A 22,079-nucleotide genomic window follows, 5' to 3' on the forward strand; every position below is an offset into this window, starting at 1 on the left:
GCCGGCCTCGCCAGCCCTGGCCCGCGCGGGCCCAAGCCGCCATGTCCTCGACCGTCTACGACTTCGAAGCCCTGTCCATCACGGGCGAGAAGAGCCACCTGTCCAGCCAGCGCGGCAAGGTGCTGCTGATCGTCAACACCGCCAGCGCCTGCGGCTTCACGCCGCAGTTCGGCGGCCTCGAGAAGCTCTGGCAGGACTATCGCGAGCGGGGCCTCGTCATCGTGGGCTTCCCGAGCAACGAGTTCGGCGGCCAGGACCCCGGCAGCAACGACGAGATCGCCAGCTTCTGCCAACTGAACTTCGGCGTGAGCTTCCCGATGATGGCCAAGGTCAAGGTCAACGGCGGCGAGGCGCACCCGCTGTGGCAGTGGCTCAAGGCCGAGGCGCCGGGCGTGCTGGGCACCGAGGGCATCAAGTGGAACTTCACCAAGTTCCTGGTCGGCCGCGACGGTCGCGTGAGAAAGCGCTACGCCCCGAACGACGCGCCCGAGAAGCTGCGCGCCGACATCGAAAAGGCCCTGGCCGAGAAGGCGCCGCAATGAGCCTGTTCAGCCACGTGGAGCCCTACGCGGGCGACCCCATCCTGAGCCTGAACGAGGCCTTCCAGAAGGATCCGCGGGCCGACAAGGTCAATCTGTCCATCGGCATCTACTTCGACGACGCCGGCCGCATCCCGGTGCTGGACTGCGTGAAGCAGGCTGAAGCGCAGATGCTGGCCGAAGGCGGCGCCAAGTCCTACCTGCCCATCGAAGGCTCGGCCGCCATGCGCAGCGCCGTGCAGGGCCTGCTGTTCGGCGCCGAGCACCCGGCCGTCAAGGCCGGCCGCGTGGCGACGCTGCAGACCGTGGGCTCCAGCGGCGGCCTGAAGGTCGGTGCCGACTTCATCAAGCGCTGGCTGCCCGCGAGCGGCCTGTGGGTGAGCGACCCGACCTGGGACAACCACCGCGCCATGTTCGAGGGCGCGGGCGTGCCCGTGAGCACCTACCCGTACTACGACGCGGCCACCGGTGGCGTGCGCTTCGCCGAGATGTGCGCCGCGCTCGATGCGCTGCCCGCCGGCAGCATCGTGCTGCTGCACGCGTGCTGCCACAACCCGACCGGCGTGGACCTGAGCGCTGCGCAGTGGGCCGAGCTCGTGCCGCTGCTCCAGCGCCGCGGGCTCATCCCTTACCTCGACATCGCCTACCAGGGTTATGGCGAGGGCATCGAAGAAGACGCCTGGGCCATCCGCGCCGTGGCCGACGCCGGCCTCACGGCGTTTGTGGCCAACTCCTTCAGCAAGAGCATGAGCCTGTATGGCGAGCGGGCCGGCGCACTCAGCGTGGTGTGCGAGACGCCCGACGAGGCCGAGCGCGTGCTCGGGCAGATGAAGGCCACCGTGCGCCGCAACTACAGCAGCCCGGCCATCCATGCCGCCGGCATCGTGAGCCGCGTGCTGGGCGATGCAACGCTGCGCGCCGCCTGGCACGCCGACGTGGCCGCCATGCGCACGCGCATCCAGGCCATGCGGCGCTCGCTGCACGGCGTGCTCAGCGCCAAGCGCCCGGGGCGTGACTTCGGCTACATCCTCAGCCAGCGCGGCATGTTCAGCTACACCGGCCTGGGCGCGGCGCAGGTGGACCGCCTGCGCGAGGAGTTCGGCGTCTACCTCGTGCGCTCCGGGCGCATCTGCGTGGCGGGGCTGAACACCGGCAACGTGGAGCGCACGGCCACGGCGATGGCGGCGGTGCTGTAGCGGCAACAGCGGCTCAGCCGCCCGCGGCCTGCCGCACCTGCTGCCGCAGCCAGCGGTGCGCGGCGTCGGCATCGCGGCGCAGGTGCCAGACCATCTCGACGTGCACCGGGTCCAGCGCCAGCGGGATCTCGCGCACGGCCAGCGACTCGGCCACGCCGGTGGCGCCGATGAAGCTCTCGGGCAGCACCGCCAGCAGCTCGCTGGCACTGACGACGCGGCCGGCGGTGGCGAACTGGTTCACCGTCAGCACGATGCGGCGCTTGTGGCCGAGTGCGGCCAGCGCCTGGTCCACCAGCCCGAAGGGCCGGCCCGAGAAGCTGACGAGCAGGTGGTGCGCCGCGACGAAGTCGGCCAGCGCCAGGGGCCGGCCGGCCAGCGGGTGGCCCTGCCGCATCACGCACACATAGCGCGTGTCGTACAGCCGCTGGTGGCGCAGGTGCGCGGTGTCGCCCTGGGCCACCAGGCGCGTGATCAGCGCCGGGAAGAAACCCACCGCGAGATCGGCCTCGCCGCTGTCGAGCAGCGCCGTGGGGTCGCGCGTGGTCAGCGGCAGCACGCGCAGGTTGGCGCGCGCGCCGGTGGCCTCGATCACCTGCACCAGCGGCGGCGCCAGGAGCGAGGCGGTGGAGTCGGCCATGGCCAGGTGGAACTGGTGTTCGTCGCGCGCGGGGTCGAAGTCGCCCGGGGCCAGGCTCTGGCGCAGCGCCGCCAGCGCGTCGCGCACGGCGGGCCACAGCGCCTCGGCGCGCGGCGTGGGGCGCACGCCGTGGGCGGCGCGCTCGAACAGCTCCTCGCCCAGGTGCTCGCGCAGGCGCTTGAGCGCGTGGCTCACGGCCGGCTGGGTCATCGCCAGCGTGGCCGCGGCGCGCGTCAGGCTGCCCTCGGCCATGGTGGCGTCGAACACGCGCAGCAGGTTCAGGTCGAGCGTGCGGAAGTTGGGCGCCATGCCAGGTTCAAGAGATATATGTTCTGTTTATACCTTACATGGACAACATTCAGTTGAATGGCATTGGGGTTACCACTAATCTCTCGCCCATCGAACTGCCGATCGCAGCTTCACCCGAAAGGCGAACGCCATGACCACCGTCACCGTCCACACCCCCGCCCACGTCGCCGAGCCCCGCGGCGCCCGCGTCGCCGTGGCAGCCGTGCTAGCGCTGCGCGAGGCCTACGCCAGCTTGCGCCAGGGGATGGCCCGGCATCACGCCTACCGCAGCCGCATGGCCGAAGCGGCCCGCGTGCGGGCGATGGCCCGCGAGGTGGCCCGCCACGACCCGCGCGTGGCCGCCGAGATGCTGGCCGCGGCCGACCGGCACGAGCGGGGCTGATCGAGCCTGCCCGCGCGCACGAAAGGGCCGCCCAAGGGCGGCCCCTTTCGTTGCAGAGCGTGCGCTGACTTCGTCAGGCCGCTTTCAAGGCCGAGCGCTTGGCCGGCGCCGGCAAGAGTTGCGCGTACAGATCCTTGGGGTCGGCCAGCGCCGGGATCAGCGCCAGCGGCTGCCCCAGCCCCAGCTCGGCAGCCAGCTGCTGCACCAGGCGCAGCGCCGAGTAGTCCTCGAGCGCAAAGCCGACCGAGTCGAACACCGTGATCTCGTCGGCCCGCTGCCGCCCCGGCGCCTGGCCGGTGAGCACGCGCCAGAGCTCGGTGACGGCAAAGTGTGCCGGCATCTGCTGCAGGTCGCCCTCGATGCGCGTCTGCGGCTCGTACTCCACGAACACGCTCGCGGCCTCCAGCACGCCGGGGTGCAGCTCGGTCTTGCCGGGGCAGTCGCCGCCGACGGCATTGAGGTGCATGCCGGGCTCCAGCATGTCGGGCTCGATGATCACGGCGTTGCGCTTGTCGGCGGTGATGGTGGTGACGATGTGTGCGCCGCGCACGGCCTCGGCGGTGCTGGCGCAGACCGTGAGCGCCAGGCCGGGCACGGAACGCAGGTGGCGCACCAGCTTGGCCGTGGCGGCGGGGTCGGTGTCAAAGAGGCGCAGCTCGCGCACACCCAGCCCGTGGTGGAAGGCCAGGGCCTGGAACTCGGCCTGTGCGCCGTTGCCGATGAGCGCCATCGTCCGCGCACCCGGCCGCACCAGCGCCCGCGCCGCCACGAGCGAGGTGGCGGCCGTGCGCAGCGCCGTGGTGAGTGTGAGCTCACTCAGCAGCAAAGGCTGGCCGGTGGTCACGTCGGCCAGCACGCCGAAGGCCATCACCGTGGGCAGGCCGACGGCGCCGTTGCCCGGGTGGCCGTTGACGTACTTGAAGCTGTAGCGCTCGGCGTCGGCCACGGGCATGAGCTCGATGACGCCCAGCCGCGAATGCGCGGCCACACGCGGCACCTTGTCGAACTCGGGCCAGCGGCAGAAGTCGGCGGCGATGGCCTCGGCCAGGCGCTCCAGCACCGCGGGCAGGCCGTGCGCGGCCACGATGTGGGCGATGTCCTGGGGGGCGAGGAAGGTCGTCATGGGGCTGGTGCTTGAAGGGGCCTTGCGGCGACAGAAGGATTCTTCGCGGCCCGGCTGGCAAGCAGAAGCGCCAGAAGTGCGTCTGATGCGTCAAGCTTCTGCCATTTCAGCAGCGACGGCTGCCACAATGCATCATGGACTCGACCGACCTGCAACTGATCGCGTTGCTGCGCCAGAACGCCCGCGCACCCGTGGCCGAGCTTGCGCAGCGGCTGCGCGTCTCGCGCGGCACGGTGGCCAACCGCATCCGCAAGCTCGAGGACGAGGGCGTGCTCGTGGGCTACACGGTGCTGCTGCGGCCCGACGTCGAAACGCAGCGCATCACCGCCTGGATGAGCATCACGGTGGAGGGCAACCAGACGCGCGAGGTGATCGCCCACCTGCTGGGCGAGCCCGGCGTGGCCGCGCTGCACGACACCAACGGCCGCTGGGACCTGCTGGCGGAGCTGCGCGCACCCCACCTCGGCGAGCTGGCCGCGGTGCTGGAGCGGGTGCGGCTCATCAGAGGCATCGCCGGCACCGAGACCAGCATCCACCTGCAGACCTACAAGCTCACCTGAGGGCCTGTGCAGCCCTGCATCGCGCCCGCGCCGGCGGGGCACGCGGCCCTCGGGCATCATCGCCGCCGATGGGCCCCTTCCTGCTGCGCCGCCTGGTCACCTTCATCGCCACGCTGGCTGTGGCCTCGGTGGTGGTGTTCGCGGTTCTGGAGCTGCTGCCGGGCAACGCCGCGCAGGTGATCCTGGGCGACAGCGCCACGCCGGAGTCGCTGGCGGCGATGGAAGCCCAGCTGGGCCTGGACCGCCCCGCGCTGGCGCGCTACGCGCAGTGGCTGGGCGGTTGGCTGGGCGGCGAGACGGCGACCAGCCTGAGCTACGGCGTGCCCACGGCCGAACTCATCGCGCAGCGGCTGCAGGTGACGCTGCCGCTGGCGCTGATCGCCATGCTCATCACCGCCGTCGTGGCGTTGGTGCTGGGCGTCTACGCAGCCTCGCGCCACAACAGGCTGGGCGACGTGGGCGTGATGGCGGCCAGCCAGATGGGCATCGCGATTCCGAACTTCTGGTTCGCGATCCTCTTGATTCTGCTGTTCGCGGTGCACCTGCAGTGGGTGGACGCGGGCGGCTTCCCTGGCTGGCACGCGGACGACGGCGGTGGCTTCTGGCTCGGCCTGCGCGCGCTCGTCCTGCCGGCCATCGCGCTGGCCGTGGTGCAGGCGGCCATCCTCGCGCGCGTCACGCGCTCGGCCGTGCTCGACGTGCTGCTGGAGGATTTCGTTCGCACCGCGCGCGCCAAGGGCCTCACGCAAGGCCAGGCGCTGCGCCGCCATGTGCTGCGCAACGCGATGATCCCGGTGCTCACGGTGGGCGGGCTGCAGTTTGCCAACCTCATCACCGGCACCATCGTCGTGGAGAGCGTGTTCGTGCTGCCAGGCATCGGCCGGCTCGTGTTCCAGGCCATCGCCAACCGCGACCTCGTGGTGGTGCGTGACGTGGTGATGCTGCTGGCGGCGCTGGTGATCGTCGTCAACTTCGTCGTCGACCTGCTGGTGGCCTGGATCGACCCCAGGCTGCGCACGAACTGAGCAGAAAAAAAGCCCGCGCCTTGCGACGCGGGCCCTGCAGCAGCGCTGCCTCAGGATCGGGTGATCACTTGAGGTGCTTGCTGATCTCCTTGGTCATCGCGAACATGCTGATCGGGCTGGTGCCGACCACGGCCTTGAGCTTGGCGTCCGCGTTGATCATGGTCTTCTTGACCTTGTCCTGCAGGCCGTTCTTCTTGATGTACTCCCAGACCTTCTTGGTCACGTCGGTGCGCGGCAGGGCCTTGTCGCCAATGACGGCAGCCAGCGCGGCGCTGGGCGTCATGGGCTTCATGAAGGCGGCGCTGGGGGTGCGCTTCTTGGCCGGCGCGGCCTTCTTGGCCGGCGCGGCAGCCTTCTTGGCCGGGGCGGCGGCCTTCTTGGCGGGCGCCGCCTTCTTGGCCGGGGCGGCCTTCTTGGCCGGCGCAGCCTTCTTGGCCGGGGCGGCCTTCTTCGCGGGAGCTTTCTTCGCAGTTGCCATGTGGGTGTTCTCCATCAGTGGATGAGGGATGCCGCTTGCGGTGCGGGTGCGATGAACCGCGCGAGGCGCGCTTCATGAACCCATCTCATGATCGTCAAACGAGCGAGCGCGATGGTAAGGCCTCTCACGAGGGAGTAGAAGCGCTTTTCCTAGGTAAAAGCCTCGTTCCGCCCCGTGGAGCGCCTCGTCGCGGCATCCGCGCCACGGTATCGTCGCGTCATGAAGCTGATCGCGCGTTGGTTGCTGCTCGCCGCAGCGCTGCTGCTGGTGGCCCACCTCTACGCCGGCGTCACGGTGGCGAGCTTCGGCTCGGCCCTCATCGCCGCTTTCGTGCTGGGGCTGTTCAACACGCTGGTGCGGCCACTGCTGGTGCTGCTGACGCTGCCGGTCACCATTCTCACGCTGGGCCTGTTCCTCTTCGTGATCAACGCGCTGATGTTCTGGGCCGCCGCCTCGGTGCTCGACGGCTTCGGCGTCACCGGCTTCGTGGCCGCGCTGGTGGGCTCCTTGCTGTACAGCCTGTGCGGGCTGGTCATCGACGCCGCGGTGGAGCGCATCTTCAGCCGCCCGAGGGACTGAGCGCCCTGGCGCCGCGCGGGCGGTGGATGCGGGTTTACGGCGGCCCGCCGCGGGCCTCGAGCTGCAACTCGCGGCGCTGCGCCACCAGCTGGCGCAGCCGCACGTCGATGACCGAAGCCTCGATGAAGTCCTGCGGGCCGGCATCGTCGCGCGATGCCTGCTGCGCGACGCGGAATCGGTCGATGGCGCCAGGCAGATCGCCCAGCGCCGCGCGCGCCTCGGCGGCGGCGCGCAGCGACCGCAGCCGCTGGCCCAGGGCCTCGGCCGTGCCCGACAGCCGCTCCCAGGCGGTGGCGTCGTGCCGGTGCTCGGACAACCAGGTCTGCAGCGTCTCGGTGCTCGCGCGCAGGGCCTGGGCCTCGCTGCCCGGCCGCGCACGGTGCAGATCGAGCAGCAGCTGCGCCCGCATCAGCATCGGGGCACGCGCGGCGCTGCGCGGGGCGTCGGCCGGTGCCGGTGGCAGCGCATCCAGCAGCGCCAGCGCGCCGGGCGTGTCGCCGGCCGCCTGGCGGATCTCGGCGTGCATGAGCGCCAGCGCGCGCTCGGCATGAAGGTCGCGCCTGGGCAGCGTGGCGGCCATCTCCCGCGCCTCGGTGGCCTGGCGTTCGGCGCGCGCGGGGTCGTTCAGCCGCTGCGCCGCCATCGCCCCGGCCATCCGCGCCGCGATGCGCTCCACCACCAGCGGCGACGAGCTCTGGCCCGACAGCCGCGCCAGGCTCTGCGCCCCCGGGTCCATCAGCACGCGGGCGCGGGCCTGCATCAGCGCGTGCAGCAGCGTCGGCTCGGGCAGCGGCATCGGCGCGGCCAACACGCGCGTGCGGGCCTCGGTGATGCGGTCCATCGTGAGCGGGTGCGTGCGCAGGTAGGGGAAGCTGTTGTTGTCGTTGATGCGGCTGGCGAGGTCGAGCTTCTCGAACATCTGCGCCATGCCGGCGGGGTTGAAGCCGGCTTCGGCCAGCAGCCCGAAGCCGACCCGGTCCGCCTCGCGCTCCATGGCACGCGTGAAATTGAGCTGCGTCTGGATGGCCGCGGCCTGCCCGCCCATGATGGCGGCATTGGCGCCGTCGATGGAGGTGCCGCCGCTGCCGCGGCTGGCCGCCAGCACGCCCAGCAAGAACCCGGCCACCGCCAGCAGCGAGGCCTGCTGCTGCGGCGCGATGCTGCGCGCGATGTGGCGCTGGGTGACGTGCGTGAGCTCGTGGGCCAGCACCGAGGCCAGCGCATCAGGAGTGGAAGTCAGCGCGATGAGGCCGAGGTGCACACCGACATAACCGCCGGGCAGGGCAAAGGCGTTCACGCTGCGGTCGTTGACGAGAAAGATGTCCCAGGCAAACGCGGCGTCGACGTCGGGCTCGATGTCGCCGCGCGCGCGCGCGGCGCGCAGCAGCGGCGCATACAGCTGCTGCACGTAGTCGAGCAGGATGTGGTCGTCGAGGAAGGCGGGGTCGCGCCGGCCCTCGCGCAGGATGGCGTCGCCGATGCGGCGCTCCTGGTTGACGGAGAGGTCGGCCGAGGCGCCCTCGCCCAGGGCCGGCAGGCGCACGGCGTTGGCCGGTGCCGCGGCCGGCTGCGCCCAGGCCGGCGCGAGCGACGAGGCCGCCATCAACGCCGCCAGCGCAGCGGCGCCCAGGCGCGAACGGGTGGGCAGTGGGACTTTGGGGAGGGCCAGGTTCAACGGCGTCCTTCGCGGGCTCGGCCACGGGGGCCGCTGGCTATCATGACACCGCCCCGTTGCTGAACGTGAAGACCATGCCCCACCCCGACGAAACCCACGCGGCCGACCCGCCGCTGACACACTTCGACGCCCAGGGCCAGGCGCACATGGTCGACGTCGGTGCCAAGGCCGAGACGCACCGCGTGGCGCGTGCCACCGGGCGCATCCGCATGCTGCCGGCGACCTTCGCGCTGGTGGCCGCGGGCCAGGCCCGCAAGGGCGACGTCATCGCCGTGGCGCGCATCGCCGCCATCCAGGGCGCCAAGCGCACAGCCGAGCTGGTGCCGCTGTGCCACCCGCTGCCGATCACGCGCGTGGCGGTGGACTTCGAGCTCGACGCCGACGCCCATGCGGTGCAGTGCACGGTGCAGGTGGAGACCTTCGGCCGCACGGGCGTGGAGATGGAGGCGCTGACGGCCGTGCAGGTGGGCCTGCTCACGGTGTACGACATGCTCAAGGCCGCCGACCGCGGCATGGTGATGGACGGCATCCGCGTGCTGGCCAAGAGCGGCGGCCAGAGCGGCGACTGGGTGGCCGCACCCGCCCAGGACGGCGGCTAACGCGCATCCTGCACGAAGTCGCGCCACGCCGGCGTTGCATCGGGCGGGGGCTGGCACTGGAAGGCCGCGACGGCCGAAGCCGGGCTGGCGCAGGGCGCGAAGAAGCCGGCGGCATCCGGCCTGCGGAACTCGCGCAGCCGCGCCACCAGGTGGCGTGCCGCGGCGTCGTCGCCAGCGGCCGCCCGTTCGCGCGCCCAGGCCATCATGAAGCGCGTGTCGAGCAGGTAGTGGCTGGCCCGCGCCACGGCCGCCTCGCGGTCGTCGACGGGGACGTTCGAGGTGGCCGCGGCGTAGTCGGCGTGGTGGCCGAAGAACACGCTGCGCTGGCCGGCCTGCACGCGCTGCTGCAGCGGCGGCGCGCTGGGTGAGGCCTTGAAGATCTCGCTGACGCGGCGGTAGTCCCAGGTGCTCAGCGAGGCGCCCGACAGCAGCAGCAGCGCAGCGGCCATCAGCACCCAGGCCGCAGGGCGGCGCTCGGCCAAGGTGGCCGGGGGCGGCGCGGCATCGTCGGGGAGGCGCAGCGCCACCCCCAGCGCGAAGGCCGCCGGCAGCAGGAAGTAGCTGTACCAGAGCGGGTACTCCAGCAGGCTGTGCAGGCCTATCATGAGCACCACCAGCACGGCGCCACGGCGCGCCACCCCGTCGTCGCCCGGCTGCTGCCAGGCGCACAAGGCGGCGCGGCCGAAGGCCCCGAGCAGCAGCGCCAGCACCACCGTGGCCAGCGGCAGGCCGAGCTCCACGGCCAGGTGCAGCGGCAGGTTGTGGGCATGGTCGAAGAACGCGGTCGGGCGGGCCGGGAACGGCGTCAGCGTCCAGGCGAGATTGAACTGGCCCCAGCCGACGCCGAACCACGGCTGGGCGCGGATGAGCGCCAGCGTGTCGGCCCAGATGGCGAAGCGCGAGCTGGAGATGTCGGTCTCGGCCAGGCGCGCGGCGCCCCCGAAGGCCTGCTGCGTGCTGGCGGCCCACTGCGACATCAGCCACCAGGCCAGCGCATAGACCAGCGGCGCGGCCAGCAGCAGCAAGCGGCCCGGTCGCGCGGCGCGGCGGTCCAGCAGGCCCCACAGCGCCAGCAGCAGCACGCTGACCAGCCCCGTGCGTGAGGCCGTGAGCACCACGGCGAACACCATCGCCGCCAGCAGCATGCCGCCAGCCTGCCAGGGCAGGCGGCGCAGCTCCACGAGCACGACGATGGCGATGCAAGCCCACATCAGCACGCTGCTCAGGTGGTTGGGCTGGCGCAGGTTGCCCACGGCACGGCCCACCAGGCCCGAGGCCGCGATCCATTGCCCGTCGGCCCAGGCCGGCATGAACACCTGAATCAAGGAGATCCCCACGTTCAGCACGCCGGCCAGCAGCAGGCCCCAGCAGAACAGCGCGAACACATCGCCCACGGCCGGCCCGCCCGAGGCCACCCGCCCGGCCTGCAGCAGCAGCACCGCGGCGGCCAGCGTGCACAGCGACGACAGCGCCAGCGAGGAAGGCAGCGAGCCGGGCCCCCACGACCAGGCCACGGCGGCCATGAGCAGGCCGATGGCCAGCTCGGGCGCGCCCAGCCGCAATCGCCGCGCCGCGGGTGCCAGGGTGAGCACGAAGGCCGCCCACAGGCCGAAGGCGAGGGCCTGGTTGAGGAAGGTCGGGGAAGGGGCGACGTTGTAGGCGACGAGGGTGGGGACGGTGGCGGCGAGCAGCGCCGCAGCAGCGGCGAGTCTTCGCGAAGCCGCATCGCCGGGGTACAGCGCCAACGCAGGCTCCCTCATGAACACGCCTGATGCACGTCCCGGAAAGAGCCTACAGCTGCTGGGAGATCGTGTGCAGAACGCTGGAGGGCCACGGGCGCAAGCCTACGCCACTCGCCGAGTCGGCGCGTTCCACGGGTCGTGACGCCGAAGGCACCGCGCTGCGACCGCACAAACGACCGAAGGCGACCGGTTGGTCGCCTTCGGTGGCCGGCAGCTCAGCGCTGGGGGCCTGTGGACCCCCACTGCCGGCGCCGGGAGTCCCTCTTGCTCAGTTCTTGACGTAACCCGCGGTAACGCACTGACCGCTGTAGGTCCAGTTCAAGCGCTCACCACCGGCCACGGGGGTGAGGGTGCAGGTCTCGGTGGCGAGAATGCCTTTGTAGGCGCGCGGCGTCGCGGTGATCACGCCGTCAACAACGTCGATCTGGGAAAGCGCTCCGACCGTGCTGGTCGCGGGGGTGGGCGGCAGGCCGCCCGTGGTAGCACCCCCGTTGGCTGGAGCGTCCATCTCTGTCAGCGGCGTACCCGCCTGGAAGTTTTCGGCAACCGCCAACTTGAACGGGGCCATGGCCGCCACGATTTCGCTGTAGGCGGCGCGCTTCATGTAGTTCTGATAGGCCGGCAGCGCCACCGCCGCCAGGATGCCGATGATCGCCACGACGATCATGAGTTCGATGAGGGTGAAACCTTGCTGAACACGCTTCATGGACAGACTCCCGGAAAAAGGGTTGGGTGGAGGACACGCCCCATGAACGCAGGGGTCGTGCCAGCGTTCAAGCGGCCACCTGATGCGCAATTCCGCACACCGAGTGACGCGATTGGTCAGATGGAACTGCCGTACCGCGTCGCGCGGGTGGCGCAAGTGACGCAAGGCGTCAGGGCGCGGGGTCGGCCAGGGTCAGCACGTCGCCGGTGGCCAGCGCACGCACGCGGTGCGGACTGGCTTGGGCACGGATCTCGGCCATCACGGTCTCGACCTCGCCGGGCTTGATGTGGGTGATGCAGACCTCGGTGGCGTGCCGCAGCTGCTTCAGCTCCTGCGCCAGCATCGCCGGACACAGGTGCTGGCTGATGTTGGCGAGCCCGCGCTCCTCGTCGGAGAAGGCGGTCTCGATGACGAGCTGGGCCACGTGCATGGTGGCCAGGCGTTGCCACAGGCCTGGGTTCGGGCCGGTGTCGCCGGTGAACACCCAGGCCCCTGCGGCGCCGTGCACGGCATAGCCAACGGCGGGCACGGTGTGACGCGCCGGGAGCACCTCCAGCCGGTGGCGGCCCAGGCGCAACTCGTCGCCCACGGCCAGCGTGTGGAAACGCAGCACGGGGTTGACCGCATCGGGCAGGCGGCTGAAGTCGGGCCAGATCATGCCGTTGAAGACATGCATCTTCAGGGCCGCAATCGTCTCGGGGAGCGCATGCACGCCTATGGACGGGCGACCGGCGGCACGCCGCCGCCGCGTGACGCTGTCGGCCAGAAGACCGATGGCCAGCACATGATCGAGGTGGGAGTGCGTGAGGACGATGTGGTCGATGGCGAACATCTCGTCCAGCGTCAGGTCCCCCACGCCGGTGCCGGCGTCGACGAGGACATCCTCATCGAGCAGGAAAGCCGTCGTGCGGCTGCCGGCGGCGATGGATCCCGAACATCCGAGCACGCGAATCTGCATGAGGCATTGAAGATGGATGCGCCGCACGCCCGTGTCGGACACGCGTGCCGGGCGGCGCCTACCGTGAGATGAACTGCATCTGGGTGCCGGCAAGCTCGATGATGTCACCGTTGCGCAAAGGCACGGATACGCCCACGATGGGGGCACCGTTGATGTTGGGCCCTGTGGCGCCTTCCACGTGTGCCAAGGCGTAACCGCCGGGTCGTCTGGTGATCGAAGCCACTTGCACACCCGGCTTGCCCACGGTGGTGACGACCTTGGTCAGCACCACCTCGCGGCCGGCGGCCGCGCCGTTGAGCACCTTGATCGAGGCCGCCAGCGCCGCCGTGGGCAGGCCGCCGAAGCCCGACGTGGCGGCAGGGCCGTACGCCGCAGCGGCCGGGGCGGGCGACCCCAGGATCAGGGTCTTTTCGAGGTCGCTGCTCTCATCAACCACGAACCTGATCTTGTACTTGCCGATCTCGACGGTGTCGTTGCGCGCCAGCAGCTGCTTCTTGATGGCCTTGCCGTTGATGTAGGTGCCGTTGGTGCTGTTGAGGTCGTCGATGAAGACGTCGGTCCCTACCCTCTGCAACACCGCGTGCTCGCCGCTGACGGCGAGGTTGTCGATGACGATGTCGTTGTAGGGCCGACGGCCGAGCGTGGTCTTCTCCTTCGTGAGCTGGACTTCCTTGATCACCACCCCGTCCAACGCAACGACCAGTTTGCCCATGCCTGCCCTCAATCCTCGTGCGCGCGGGGGTCGCCAGGTGGCCCGGGTTCGCTCAGTGCTTGAACGGCCACCATGAACGGCCGGCAGACGACGCGGGGCTGGCGGTTGCGCGGCCCAGGATCACGGAGATGTTGTCTTTTCCCCCCGCATGGTTGGCGGCGTCGATGAGCGCAAGCGTGCATTGCGCCAGCGTCTCATGCTGCAGCAACACCTCGGCAATGCCGTCGTCATCGAGCATGTCGGACAGGCCGTCGGAGCACAGCAGGAACAGATCACCCGTCTGCACGTCGTGCTGGTGGATCTCCAGCAGCACGGTGTCTTCGACGCCCACGGCGCGCGTGACGAGGTTCTTGTTGACCGAGAAGGCCGCCTGCTCCGGGGTGATGAGGCCGGCGTCGATCTGCTCCTGCAGCAGCGAGTGGTCGCGCGTGATCTGCTGCAGCCTGCCCTCGCGCAGACGGTAGCATCGGCTGTCGCCGACGTGGCCCAGCAGCAAACGGTTGTCGCGGAACACGGCCATCACCAGCGTGGTGCCCATGCCGGCGAACTGCGGGTTGCTGTGGCCGGCGTTGTAGATCGCGCGGTTGGCGTTGTCGACGCAGATGTCCATCGCCCGCCGCACCTCGGCGTCAGGGGCCTGGGCCGAGGCCTCGCGCAGCCAGCGCCCGAGCTCGTCGTGGATGAAGCACGTGGCCATGTGGCTGGCCACCTCGCCGGCGTTGTAGCCGCCCATGCCGTCGGCCAGCACCGCCAGCGCCACGACGTCATCGGTGGCGACCGAGTCTTCGTTGTTGCTGCGCGCCCGGCCCGGGTCCACGGCGGCATGGAGCTCGATCTTCATCGGCACGGGCTGCGTCTTCTGCGGGTGGTGCAACGCGGAGGATTGTGCCTCGGAACCGGCGCAACCCGGCGACCCGAGAGCCGGCTCAGCGTGACGGAGAGCCGCCCCGCCGCAAGGCCGCGAAGGCCGCGGCCACGGCCTGCGCATCGTCGGGGCGGGCGGTGCGCTCACGGGTCAGCAGCCGGGCCACCAGCGCCGACAACGCGGGCGTGATCCCCGGGCACCACTGCGCCAGGTCCGGCACCGGGTCCTGGGCGACGCGGCGCAGCAGCTCGCCCATGGTGGCTGCTTCGTGCGGAAGTCGGCCGGCGAGCAGCTCGAAAGCCATGGCGCCGAGGGCGTAGAGGTCGCCGCGGGCGTCGGGCTCGGCGCCCGCCAGCTGCTCGGGGGCCATGTAGGCCGGGGTGCCGGGCACGATCCCGGTGCCGGTAGGGCTGCTGCCCACGGTCCACGCCAGGCCGAAGTCGACGATGCGAACCGCGTCGTCGGCCCAGTTCACCAGCACGTTGGCGGGCTTGAGGTCACGGTGCACGACTCCGTGTGCGTGGGCATGCGCGAGGCCGCGGGCGACGCGCTCCAGCACCCGCACGACCACCGGCTCGGGCAGCAGGCGCGCCGGGCGGGTGTAGCGCTGCAGGTCGGTCCCGGGCACCGGCTCCATCGCCAGCCAGGCCGTGGAGCCGGCGACGCCGGCGTCCCACACGGCCACGACACCCGGGTGATCGAGACCCTGGGCGAGCCGAACGGCCGCCAGGAAGGCCTCGGCCGCGGCCTCCAGGCCCGGCCTGGCCGGCAGGGTTTGCACCTTCAACGCGGCGATCTGGTCACCGCGACGGGCGAGCCAGACCTGGCTCTGCGCGCCGGCCCCAAGCCGGCGGATCAGCGTCCAACCGGCAACGACGCCGTCGCTGCCGGCCGGTTCAGGCATGGCCAGCGGCGATCACATGGCGTGGCGCTGCGCCGCGCGCTGCTTGAGGGCCCGGCCGATGCCCAGCACCAGCAGGGCCCCGGCCAGCCCCGCGCCATAGCGCAGCCAGCCCACGACCTGAGGCAGGTCGCCGGCATTGGCCGACCGCACCGTGGGGACGTAGGGCAGCAGCAGCGGGTCGCCCACGGCCATCGAGCCGGCGATCCAACCCAGCAGCATGCCGCCGGCCGTGATCACCACCGGGAAGCGGTCCATGAGCTTGATGACCAGCTGGCTGCCCCAGACGATGATCGGGATCGACACCAGCAGGCCGAAGATGACCAGCGGCAGCTGCTGCCCCGGCGCGGCCGTCTCAGCGGCACCGGCGATGGCGATGACGTTGTCCAGGCTCATCACGAAGTCGGCCACGATGACCGTCTTGACGGCGCCCCAGAGCTTGTCGCTGCCGGCGACCTCGCCGTGCGACTCGGACCCGCTGTCGCTCAGCAGCTTCACGCCGATCCACACCAGCATGATCGCGCCGGCCACCTTCAGGAACGGCAACTTCAGCAGCGACAGCGCGAAGAAGATGAGGATCACCCGCAGCACGATGGCGCCGGCCGTGCCCCACAGGATGCCCATGCGACGCTGGGCCGGCGGCAGGTTGCGACACGCCAGCGCGATGACCACCGCGTTGTCGCCGCCAAGCAGGATGTCGATGGCGATGATCTCGAGCACCGCCAACCAGCTGATCTGGGCCAGGAAGTCCATCATGTCGTGCCCTGGTTGCCGGAGGAGTCGCCAGCACCGCGGCGGCGGCGCGCGAGCCACTGGCCGACGAGCACCACGCCCACGGCACCGGCCAGCTCGACGATCGTCGTCGTCGGACCGCCCAGCCGCGTGAAGAGGCCCTCGGCCGCCTGGTCGTGCACCAGCATCTCGCCGGCCACGAAGCCCAGCAGCGCGGCGCCCAGCGTGATGATCACGGGGAAGCGCTCCATGACCTTCATCAGCACCTGGCTGCCGAAGATGATCAGCGGGATCGAAAGGCCCAGGCCCGCGACGAGCAGCAGCACACGCGCTTCGGGCGGGCCGCTCTCGGCAGCGGCGGCCACGGCAATGACGTTGTCGAGGCTCATCACGAGATCGGCGATGAGGATCGTTCGGATGGCCCCGGCCAGGTTGCCGGCCGTCTTGATGCCACCCTCGTGGTCGTCTTCCGGCACCATCAGCTGCACGCCGATCCAGAACAGCAACGCCGCCCCGACGAGCTTGAGATACGGGTAGTGCAGCAGCTCGACCGCGAACAGCGTCAGCACCACCCGCATGACGATGGCCACCGCACTGCCCAGGAACACGGCCTTCTTTCGCTGCGATGCGGGCAGGCCGCGGGCGGCCAGCGCGATGACGACTGCGTTGTCGCCCGACAACAGGATGTTGACCCAGACGATCTTGCCCAACGCGACCCAGAAGCTTGCGTCCGCCAATTGCTCCATGAAGCCTCCTCGTGCCGGGGACCACGGCGGTACCCTTGCGGCGAGTAGGGCATTTTAGGCGCAGGGCGCCGGGCGGCGCCCTGTGGCAACTACATAGGCATCGTGTCTACAGCAGCGACTTCAGCAGCCGGCCCATCTCGGACGGGTTGCGCGTCACCTTGAAGCCGCACTCCTCCATGATGGCCAGCTTGGCGTCGGCGGTGTCGGCGCCGCCGCTGATGAGCGCGCCGGCATGGCCCATGCGCTTGCCCGGGGGCGCGGTGACACCCGCGATGAAGCCGACGATGGGCTTCTTCATGTGGGCCTTGCACCAGCGCGCGGCCTCGGCCTCGTCGGGGCCGCCGATCTCGCCGATCATGATCACGGCGTCGGTGTCGGGGTCGTCGTTGAAGGCCTTCATCACGTCGATGTGCTTCAGGCCGTTGATCGGGTCGCCGCCGATGCCGACCGCGCTGCTCTGGCCCAGGCCGATCTCGGTGAGCTGCGCCACGGCCTCGTAGGTGAGCGTGCCCGAGCGGCTGACGACGCCGATGCGCCCCTTGCGGTGGATGTGGCCGGGCATGATGCCGATCTTGATCTCCTCGGGCGTGATCAGACCCGGGCAGTTGGGGCCGAGCAGCAGCGTCTGCTTGCCGCCGGCGGCCTCCTTCTGCTTCATCTTGTTGCGCACCATCAGCATGTCCTTCACGGGGATGCCTTCGGTGATGCAGATCACGAGGTCAAGGTCGGCCTCGACGGCCTCCCAGATGGCGTCGGCGGCGCCCGCGGGCGGCACATAGATCACGCTGACGGTGGCGCCGGTGGCGGCCTTGGCCTCGGCCACGCTGGCGTGGATGGGAATGCCCTCGAAGCGCTCGCCGGCCTTCTTGGGGTTCACGCCGGCCACGAAACAGGCCTGGCCATGGGCGTAGGCCTGGCAGCCCCTGGTGTGGAACTGGCCGGTCTTGCCGGTGATGCCCTGCGTGATGACACGCGTGTCCTTGTTGATGTAGATCGACATGGTGCTACCTGTTCAGACTCCGTTCGCCCTGAGCTTGTCGAAGGGCATGGTGGGTGTCGCCAGGGCTTCGACAAGCTCAGCCCGAACGGAAGGTGGGTCTACCGGACGGCCGCGACGATCTTGGTCGCCGCCTCGGCCATCGTGTCGGCGCTGATGATGGGCAGGCCGCTGTCGGCCAGCATCTTCTTGCCCAGCTCCTCGTTGGTGCCCTTCATGCGCACCACCAGCGGCACACTGAGGTTGACCGCCTTGCAGGCGGCGATCACGCCCTCGGCGATGGTGTCGCACTTCATGATGCCGCCGAAGATGTTGACGAGGATGCCCTTCACGTTCTTGTTCTTGAGCATGATCTTGAAGGCCTCGGTCACCTTCTCGGCCGTGGCGCCGCCGCCGACGTCGAGGAAGTTCGCCGGCTCGCCGCCGAAGAGCTTGATGGTGTCCATCGTCGCCATCGCCAGGCCGGCGCCGTTGACCAGGCAGCCGATGTTGCCGTCGAGGCTGATGTAGCTGAGGTCGAACTTGCTGGCCTCCACCTCCGCCGGGTCTTCTTCGTCGAGGTCGCGGTAGGCCACCACGTCGGGGTGGCGGAACAGCGCGTTGCTGTCGAAGTTGAACTTGGCGTCGAGCGCGATCAGCTTGCCCTGGCTGTCGCGGTTGAGCGGGTTGATCTCCACCAGCGAGGCGTCGGTGGCCATGTAGCAGGCGTAGAGCTTGCGGAACAGGTCCACGGCCTGCGCGGTGCTGTTCTGGGGCAGGCCGATGGCAGCGGCGATCTTCAGAGCCTGCGCCTCGGTGAGGCCGGCCAGCGGGTCGATGACCTCGGTGATGATCTTCTCGGGGGTGCTGTGCGCGACCTCCTCGATGTCCATGCCGCCTTCGCTGCTGGCGATGAAGGCCACCTTCTGCGTGGCGCGGTCGGTCACCAGCGACACGTAGTACTCCTTCTGGATGTCGGCGCCTTCCTCGATGTAGAGACGGCGGACCTTCTGGCCTTCGGGGCCGGTCTGGTGCGTCTTGAGCTGCATGCCGAGGATCTGGCCGGCGAGCGTCTCGACCTCGGCGAGCGAGCGGGCGAGCTTGACGCCGCCGCCCTTGCCGCGGCCACCCGCGTGGATCTGGGCCTTCACCACCCAGACGCTGCCGCCCAGCTTCTGGGCCGCCTCCTGGGCCTCGCGCACGGTGAAGGCGGGGTAGCCGCGCGGCACGGGCACGCCGTGCTGGCGCAGCAGTTCCTTGGCCTGGTATTCGTGGATCTTCATGTCGCCTCCTCGCGAGGGTTCTGCAGTGGTCGTCGGGGTCAGGATTCGGACGCCGGGGCGGCTGCCGGGCGGAACCAGCGCGGGTAGAACTCGCGCACGGCCGGGCCGTCGGTGCGCAGCGCATGGCACCGATCGAGTTGGTAGGGCTGCGCCGCGCCGTCGGCGGTGCCGCGGGTGTCGATCACCTCACCGGCAAAGCCCTGCACCACGGCTGTGGGCAGCACCTGGGCCAATTCGGTGAGATGGGTGCATGCCTGCACGCCGCCCAGGCGCGCGCGCACCTCGCGGTGGAAGTTCTTCAGCAGATTCAGGCCGACCAGACGCCGGTAGGCGTCGCCATGCTCGCTGCAAATGCCGGGATAAGGCATGGCGCGCGTCTCGGAGCCGGCCTCGACGATGTCGAGCTCGCGCGTCACCACCAGCCGCAGCAGCATGTCGTGGATCGGGGCGCCCGGCGGGCGTGGGCCATCCGCCATCTGAGCAACTCGGGTCTTGGCGTCAAAGACGGTGGCGTCGACCTCCCAAAGGCCGTCGTCGCGCGCGAACACCTGCACGTCGATCTGACGGCGGTGCTTCAGCTGGCGGGTCGGCGCCGCGGTTGGGAGGCTCATCGGCAAGGGCGGACTGCAAAGCCGATGCGGCGGCGCAGCAACGGGCGGGCGCGAATGTAGCACGCACATTCCGGCGCGAAGCTGACGCCGCGGCTCCGGCCGGGCCCCATGAGGGCCGGGCGACCGGGGCGATGTAGAGGGGTCAGTCCAGGGCTTCGTCGGCCGCGAGGGCGTCGTCGCCAGCGCCGCCGCGCACGACGCGGCGGATGACGTCGCCGCAGAATCCGCGGCCGGCCAGAAAGCGCATCTGACGCGCCCGCTCGGCCGGCGTGGCGCCCGGGCCGCCGAAGCGGCGCTGCCACAGCGCCTGGGCGCGCTCGAACTCGCTGTCGCGGGCCTGCTGCACGGCGGCGTCCACCAGCGCAGGCTCCAGGCCGCGCTGCTGCATCACCTGGCGCAGCCGGCTCTCGCCAAAGCGCGGCGCCTTGGCCGCCAGCAGCGCCTCGGCCATGCGCGGCTCGTTCATCAGCCCGGCGGCGGCCAGACCGCCGATGACGGCGGCGACACGTTCGCGCAGCAGGCGGTCGGGGAAGGTCGCGTTGGGAATGGCGGCGTCGGGGGCGGGCGCGTCGGGTGGTCCGGTGGGCCCTGCGCCGGCCTGGGCCGCCTCGGCCAGCCGCGCCAGCGCCCGCGCGTGCGCGATCAACTTGCGCTCCAGTTCGGCGCGGCTGTGGTCGCGCTGCGCCAGCCAGCGCAGCGCGCGCGACTTCAGCGCCCCCAGCGTGGGCCCGTCGGCGGCGCGCAGCGGCGGACCGCCTTCGGCCCGGCTCGCGGGCTTACTGCGCAGCGGCGGCACCACCGAGCAGCGCGATGCCCAGGCTGTCGCGGATCTTGTTTTCGATCTCGCGCGCCAGCTCGGGGTTCTCGCGCAGGAACTCGCGCGCGTTGTCCTTGCCCTGGCCGATCTTCTCGCCGTTGTAGGCGTACCAGGCGCCGGACTTGTCGAGGATGCGCGCCTCCACGCCCATGTCGACGATCTCGCCCTCGCGGCTGATGCCCTCGCCGTAGAGGATGTCGAATTCCGCAGTCTTGAAGGGCGGGCTGACCTTGTTCTTGACGACCTTGACCTTGGTTTCCGACCCGATGACCTCTTCGCCCTTCTTGATGCTGCCGGTGCGGCGGATGTCCAGGCGCACCGAGGCGTAGAACTTGAGCGCGTTGCCGCCGGTCGTCGTCTCGGGGCTGCCGAACATGACGCCGATCTTCATGCGGATCTGGTTGATGAAGATGACCATGGTGTTGGTCTTCTTGATCGTGGCGGTGAGCTTGCGCAGGGCCTGGCTCATGAGGCGCGCCTGCAGGCCCGGCAGCGCGTCGCCCATCTCGCCCTCGAGCTCGGCCTTGGGGGTGAGCGCGGCCACCGAGTCGACGACGATGAGGTCGACCGAGCCGCTGCGCACCAGGGCGTCGACGATCTCGAGCGCCTGCTCGCCGGTGTCGGGCTGGCTGATGAGCAGCTCCTGCAGGTTGACGCCGAGCTTCTGCGCGTACTGGATGTCAAGCGCGTGCTCGGCGTCGATGAAGGCGCAGGTGCCGCCTTCCTTCTGCATCTCGGCGATGACCTGCAGCGTGAGCGTGGTCTTGCCCGAGGACTCCGGGCCGTAGATCTCGACCACGCGGCCGCGCGGCAGGCCGCCCACGCCCAGGGCGACGTCCAGGCCCAGGCTGCCGGTGGAGACGACCTGGATGTCCTCGATGACCTCGCCCTCGCCCAGACGCATGATCGAGCCCTTGCCGAACTGCTTTTCGATCTGCGCCAGCGCGGCCTGCAAGGCCTTGGCTTTTTCGGTGTTCAGCGCTTTGACGGGTGCGTCCATGGGGCTCTCCTGAGGGTGGCGGTTTCGGCGGATGATAGCCAGAAGACTGGATGGGCGTACAGCCCTTTTGGTGGCGCCCGGCCGCGGGGCCACCGGCGGCAGTCGGGCCACGGGTCTTGGGCCTTGACGCTGCGCAAGGGTGGCGTCACCCTGCTGCCTAGAATGAGCCTACCGCGCCGGTTCAGAGCGTGGGCTCTGCAAGAGCCGCAGCCGCAGGAGACACGCCGTGAGAATCCTCATCGCCGAAGACGACCAGGTGCTCGCCGACGGGCTGTTGCGTAGCCTCCGGTCCTCGGGCTACGCCGTCGACCAGGTCGGCAACGGCTCAGAGGCCGACGGTGCCCTGGCTGCGCATGAGTTTGACCTCGTGATCCTCGACCTGGGCCTGCCCAAGATGCACGGATTCGAGGTGCTGCGCAAGTTGCGCGCGCGCGGCAGCGCCGTGCCGGTTCTCATCCTCACGGCGGCCGACAGCGTGGAGCAGCGTGTCAAGGGTCTCGACCTCGGCGCCGACGACTACATGGCCAAGCCCTTCTCGCTGCAGGAGCTCGAGGCCCGTGTTCGCGCGCTCACGCGGCGTGGCCTGGGCACCGCCAGCAGCCTGCTCAAGCACGGCCCGCTCACTTTCGACGCCACCGGCCGCGTCGCCTACCTGAACGACCAGATGGTGGAGCTCTCCGCGCGCGAGCTCAGCCTGCTCGAGGTGCTGCTGCAGCGTGCCGGCCGCCTGGTGAGCAAAGACCAGCTTGTCGAGCGCCTCTGCGAATGGGGCGAAGAGGTCAGCAACAACGCCATCGAGGTCTACATCCACCGCCTGCGCAAGAAGATCGAACAGGGGCCGGTGCGCATCGCCACGGTGCGAGGCCTGGGATACTGCCTCGAAAAGATTGCGGCCTGACGGCGTCCCGCCGCGCCGGGGCCGGGGCAG

Annotated in this window: 25 protein-coding genes; 8 read left to right on the plus strand and 17 right to left on the minus strand. The window is 70.4% G+C overall.

The annotated features are described in order from the left end of the window. Window positions 1-41 precede the first annotated feature (41 nt). A complete protein-coding gene (locus KA711_04405) occupies window positions 42-542 on the plus strand; it encodes a glutathione peroxidase (GenBank protein MCM0608221.1) in 501 nt (166 codons plus the stop codon). 2 nt (window positions 543-544) lie between these two features. Beyond that, a complete protein-coding gene (locus KA711_04410) occupies window positions 545-1,735 on the plus strand; it encodes an aspartate/tyrosine/aromatic aminotransferase (protein MCM0608222.1) in 1,191 nt (396 codons plus the stop codon). Window positions 1,736-1,748: 13 nt separating this feature from the next. On the opposite strand, the gene KA711_04415 is transcribed toward KA711_04410, so the two are convergent. Then, window positions 1,749-2,681 (minus strand): LysR family transcriptional regulator, encoded by a 933-nt coding sequence (locus KA711_04415; GenBank protein MCM0608223.1) that lies wholly within the window; start codon window positions 2,679-2,681, stop codon window positions 1,749-1,751. Between the two features lie 130 nt (window positions 2,682-2,811). Here KA711_04415 and KA711_04420 point away from each other — a divergent pair, with 130 nt between their 5' ends. Then, complete coding sequence (locus tag KA711_04420; GenBank protein ID MCM0608224.1) at window positions 2,812-3,063, plus strand: hypothetical protein; 252 nt, start codon at window positions 2,812-2,814, stop codon at window positions 3,061-3,063. Window positions 3,064-3,136: 73 nt separating this feature from the next. Here the strand turns inward: KA711_04420 and KA711_04425 are convergent, their stop codons facing one another. Next, on the minus strand, window positions 3,137-4,186 hold the full coding sequence (locus KA711_04425) for an ornithine cyclodeaminase (GenBank protein ID MCM0608225.1): 1,050 nt from the start codon (window positions 4,184-4,186) through the stop codon (window positions 3,137-3,139). Window positions 4,187-4,320: 134 nt separating this feature from the next. Between KA711_04425 and KA711_04430 the strand changes: the two genes are divergently transcribed. Further along, on the plus strand, window positions 4,321-4,746 hold the full coding sequence (locus tag KA711_04430; GenBank protein ID MCM0608226.1) for an Lrp/AsnC family transcriptional regulator: 426 nt from the start codon (window positions 4,321-4,323) through the stop codon (window positions 4,744-4,746). Between the two features lie 68 nt (window positions 4,747-4,814). After that, complete coding sequence (locus KA711_04435) at window positions 4,815-5,771, plus strand: ABC transporter permease (protein ID MCM0608227.1); 957 nt, start codon at window positions 4,815-4,817, stop codon at window positions 5,769-5,771. A 64-nt stretch (window positions 5,772-5,835) separates the two neighbouring features. On the opposite strand, the gene KA711_04440 is transcribed toward KA711_04435, so the two are convergent. Then, complete coding sequence (locus KA711_04440; protein MCM0608228.1) at window positions 5,836-6,249, minus strand: hypothetical protein; 414 nt, start codon at window positions 6,247-6,249, stop codon at window positions 5,836-5,838. 219 nt (window positions 6,250-6,468) lie between these two features. Between KA711_04440 and KA711_04445 the strand changes: the two genes are divergently transcribed. Then, window positions 6,469-6,828, plus strand: a complete 360-nt coding sequence (locus KA711_04445) for a phage holin family protein (GenBank protein MCM0608229.1) — start codon at window positions 6,469-6,471, stop codon at window positions 6,826-6,828. A 34-nt stretch (window positions 6,829-6,862) separates the two neighbouring features. On the opposite strand, the gene KA711_04450 is transcribed toward KA711_04445, so the two are convergent. Further along, window positions 6,863-8,431 (minus strand): M48 family metalloprotease, encoded by a 1,569-nt coding sequence (locus KA711_04450; protein MCM0608230.1) that lies wholly within the window; start codon window positions 8,429-8,431, stop codon window positions 6,863-6,865. 146 nt (window positions 8,432-8,577) lie between these two features. Between KA711_04450 and moaC the strand changes: the two genes are divergently transcribed. Continuing rightward, window positions 8,578-9,102 carry a cyclic pyranopterin monophosphate synthase MoaC gene (moaC, locus tag KA711_04455; GenBank protein ID MCM0608231.1) on the plus strand — a complete coding sequence of 175 codons (525 nt, stop codon included), beginning with the start codon at window positions 8,578-8,580 and terminating at the stop codon, window positions 9,100-9,102. Here moaC and KA711_04460 read toward each other — a convergent pair. From KA711_04460 to recA, 13 genes are all read right to left on the minus strand, one after another. Next, window positions 9,099-10,862, minus strand: coding sequence for an O-antigen ligase C-terminal domain-containing protein (locus tag KA711_04460; GenBank protein ID MCM0608232.1), 1,764 nt, complete (start codon window positions 10,860-10,862; stop codon window positions 9,099-9,101). The two genes, moaC and KA711_04460, sit on opposite strands and share 4 nt — an antisense overlap. A gap of 250 nt (window positions 10,863-11,112) precedes the next feature. Then, entirely contained in the window at window positions 11,113-11,550 is a 438-nt protein-coding gene (locus KA711_04465) for a prepilin-type N-terminal cleavage/methylation domain-containing protein (protein ID MCM0608233.1), read from the minus strand. 169 nt (window positions 11,551-11,719) lie between these two features. Further along, window positions 11,720-12,508, minus strand: a complete 789-nt coding sequence (locus KA711_04470) for a 3',5'-cyclic-nucleotide phosphodiesterase (protein ID MCM0608234.1) — start codon at window positions 12,506-12,508, stop codon at window positions 11,720-11,722. Window positions 12,509-12,566: 58 nt separating this feature from the next. Then, the gene (locus KA711_04475) at window positions 12,567-13,220 is read right to left on the minus strand and encodes an FHA domain-containing protein (protein MCM0608235.1); all 654 of its coding nucleotides are present in this window, start codon (window positions 13,218-13,220) and stop codon (window positions 12,567-12,569) included. A 52-nt stretch (window positions 13,221-13,272) separates the two neighbouring features. Next, window positions 13,273-14,061 carry a Stp1/IreP family PP2C-type Ser/Thr phosphatase gene (locus KA711_04480; GenBank protein MCM0608236.1) on the minus strand — a complete coding sequence of 263 codons (789 nt, stop codon included), beginning with the start codon at window positions 14,059-14,061 and terminating at the stop codon, window positions 13,273-13,275. An 85-nt stretch (window positions 14,062-14,146) separates the two neighbouring features. Then, on the minus strand, window positions 14,147-14,989 hold the full coding sequence (locus tag KA711_04485; protein ID MCM0608237.1) for a serine/threonine protein kinase: 843 nt from the start codon (window positions 14,987-14,989) through the stop codon (window positions 14,147-14,149). Window positions 14,990-15,001: 12 nt separating this feature from the next. Then, the gene (locus KA711_04490; protein ID MCM0608238.1) at window positions 15,002-15,739 is read right to left on the minus strand and encodes a TerC family protein; all 738 of its coding nucleotides are present in this window, start codon (window positions 15,737-15,739) and stop codon (window positions 15,002-15,004) included. After that, window positions 15,739-16,464 (minus strand): TerC family protein, encoded by a 726-nt coding sequence (locus tag KA711_04495; protein MCM0608239.1) that lies wholly within the window; start codon window positions 16,462-16,464, stop codon window positions 15,739-15,741. The genes KA711_04490 and KA711_04495 overlap by 1 nt, the downstream gene beginning before the upstream one ends. Window positions 16,465-16,570: 106 nt before the next feature. Further along, a complete protein-coding gene (sucD, locus tag KA711_04500; protein ID MCM0608240.1) occupies window positions 16,571-17,464 on the minus strand; it encodes a succinate--CoA ligase subunit alpha in 894 nt (297 codons plus the stop codon). A 98-nt stretch (window positions 17,465-17,562) separates the two neighbouring features. Then, window positions 17,563-18,723 (minus strand): ADP-forming succinate--CoA ligase subunit beta, encoded by a 1,161-nt coding sequence (gene sucC, locus KA711_04505; protein ID MCM0608241.1) that lies wholly within the window; start codon window positions 18,721-18,723, stop codon window positions 17,563-17,565. Between the two features lie 38 nt (window positions 18,724-18,761). Beyond that, window positions 18,762-19,334, minus strand: coding sequence for a DUF2889 domain-containing protein (locus tag KA711_04510; protein MCM0608242.1), 573 nt, complete (start codon window positions 19,332-19,334; stop codon window positions 18,762-18,764). A gap of 142 nt (window positions 19,335-19,476) precedes the next feature. Beyond that, on the minus strand, window positions 19,477-20,055 hold the full coding sequence (locus KA711_04515; GenBank protein MCM0608243.1) for a regulatory protein RecX: 579 nt from the start codon (window positions 20,053-20,055) through the stop codon (window positions 19,477-19,479). 55 nt (window positions 20,056-20,110) lie between these two features. Next, entirely contained in the window at window positions 20,111-21,151 is a 1,041-nt protein-coding gene (gene recA / locus KA711_04520; protein ID MCM0608244.1) for a recombinase RecA, read from the minus strand. A gap of 226 nt (window positions 21,152-21,377) precedes the next feature. Here recA and KA711_04525 point away from each other — a divergent pair, with 226 nt between their 5' ends. Further along, a complete protein-coding gene (locus KA711_04525; GenBank protein MCM0608245.1) occupies window positions 21,378-22,049 on the plus strand; it encodes a response regulator transcription factor in 672 nt (223 codons plus the stop codon). Window positions 22,050-22,079: the final 30 nt, after the last annotated feature.

Source organism: Ideonella sp. WA131b (assembly GCA_023657425.1).
Classification (GTDB): Bacteria; Pseudomonadota; Gammaproteobacteria; order Burkholderiales; family Burkholderiaceae_C; genus Rubrivivax.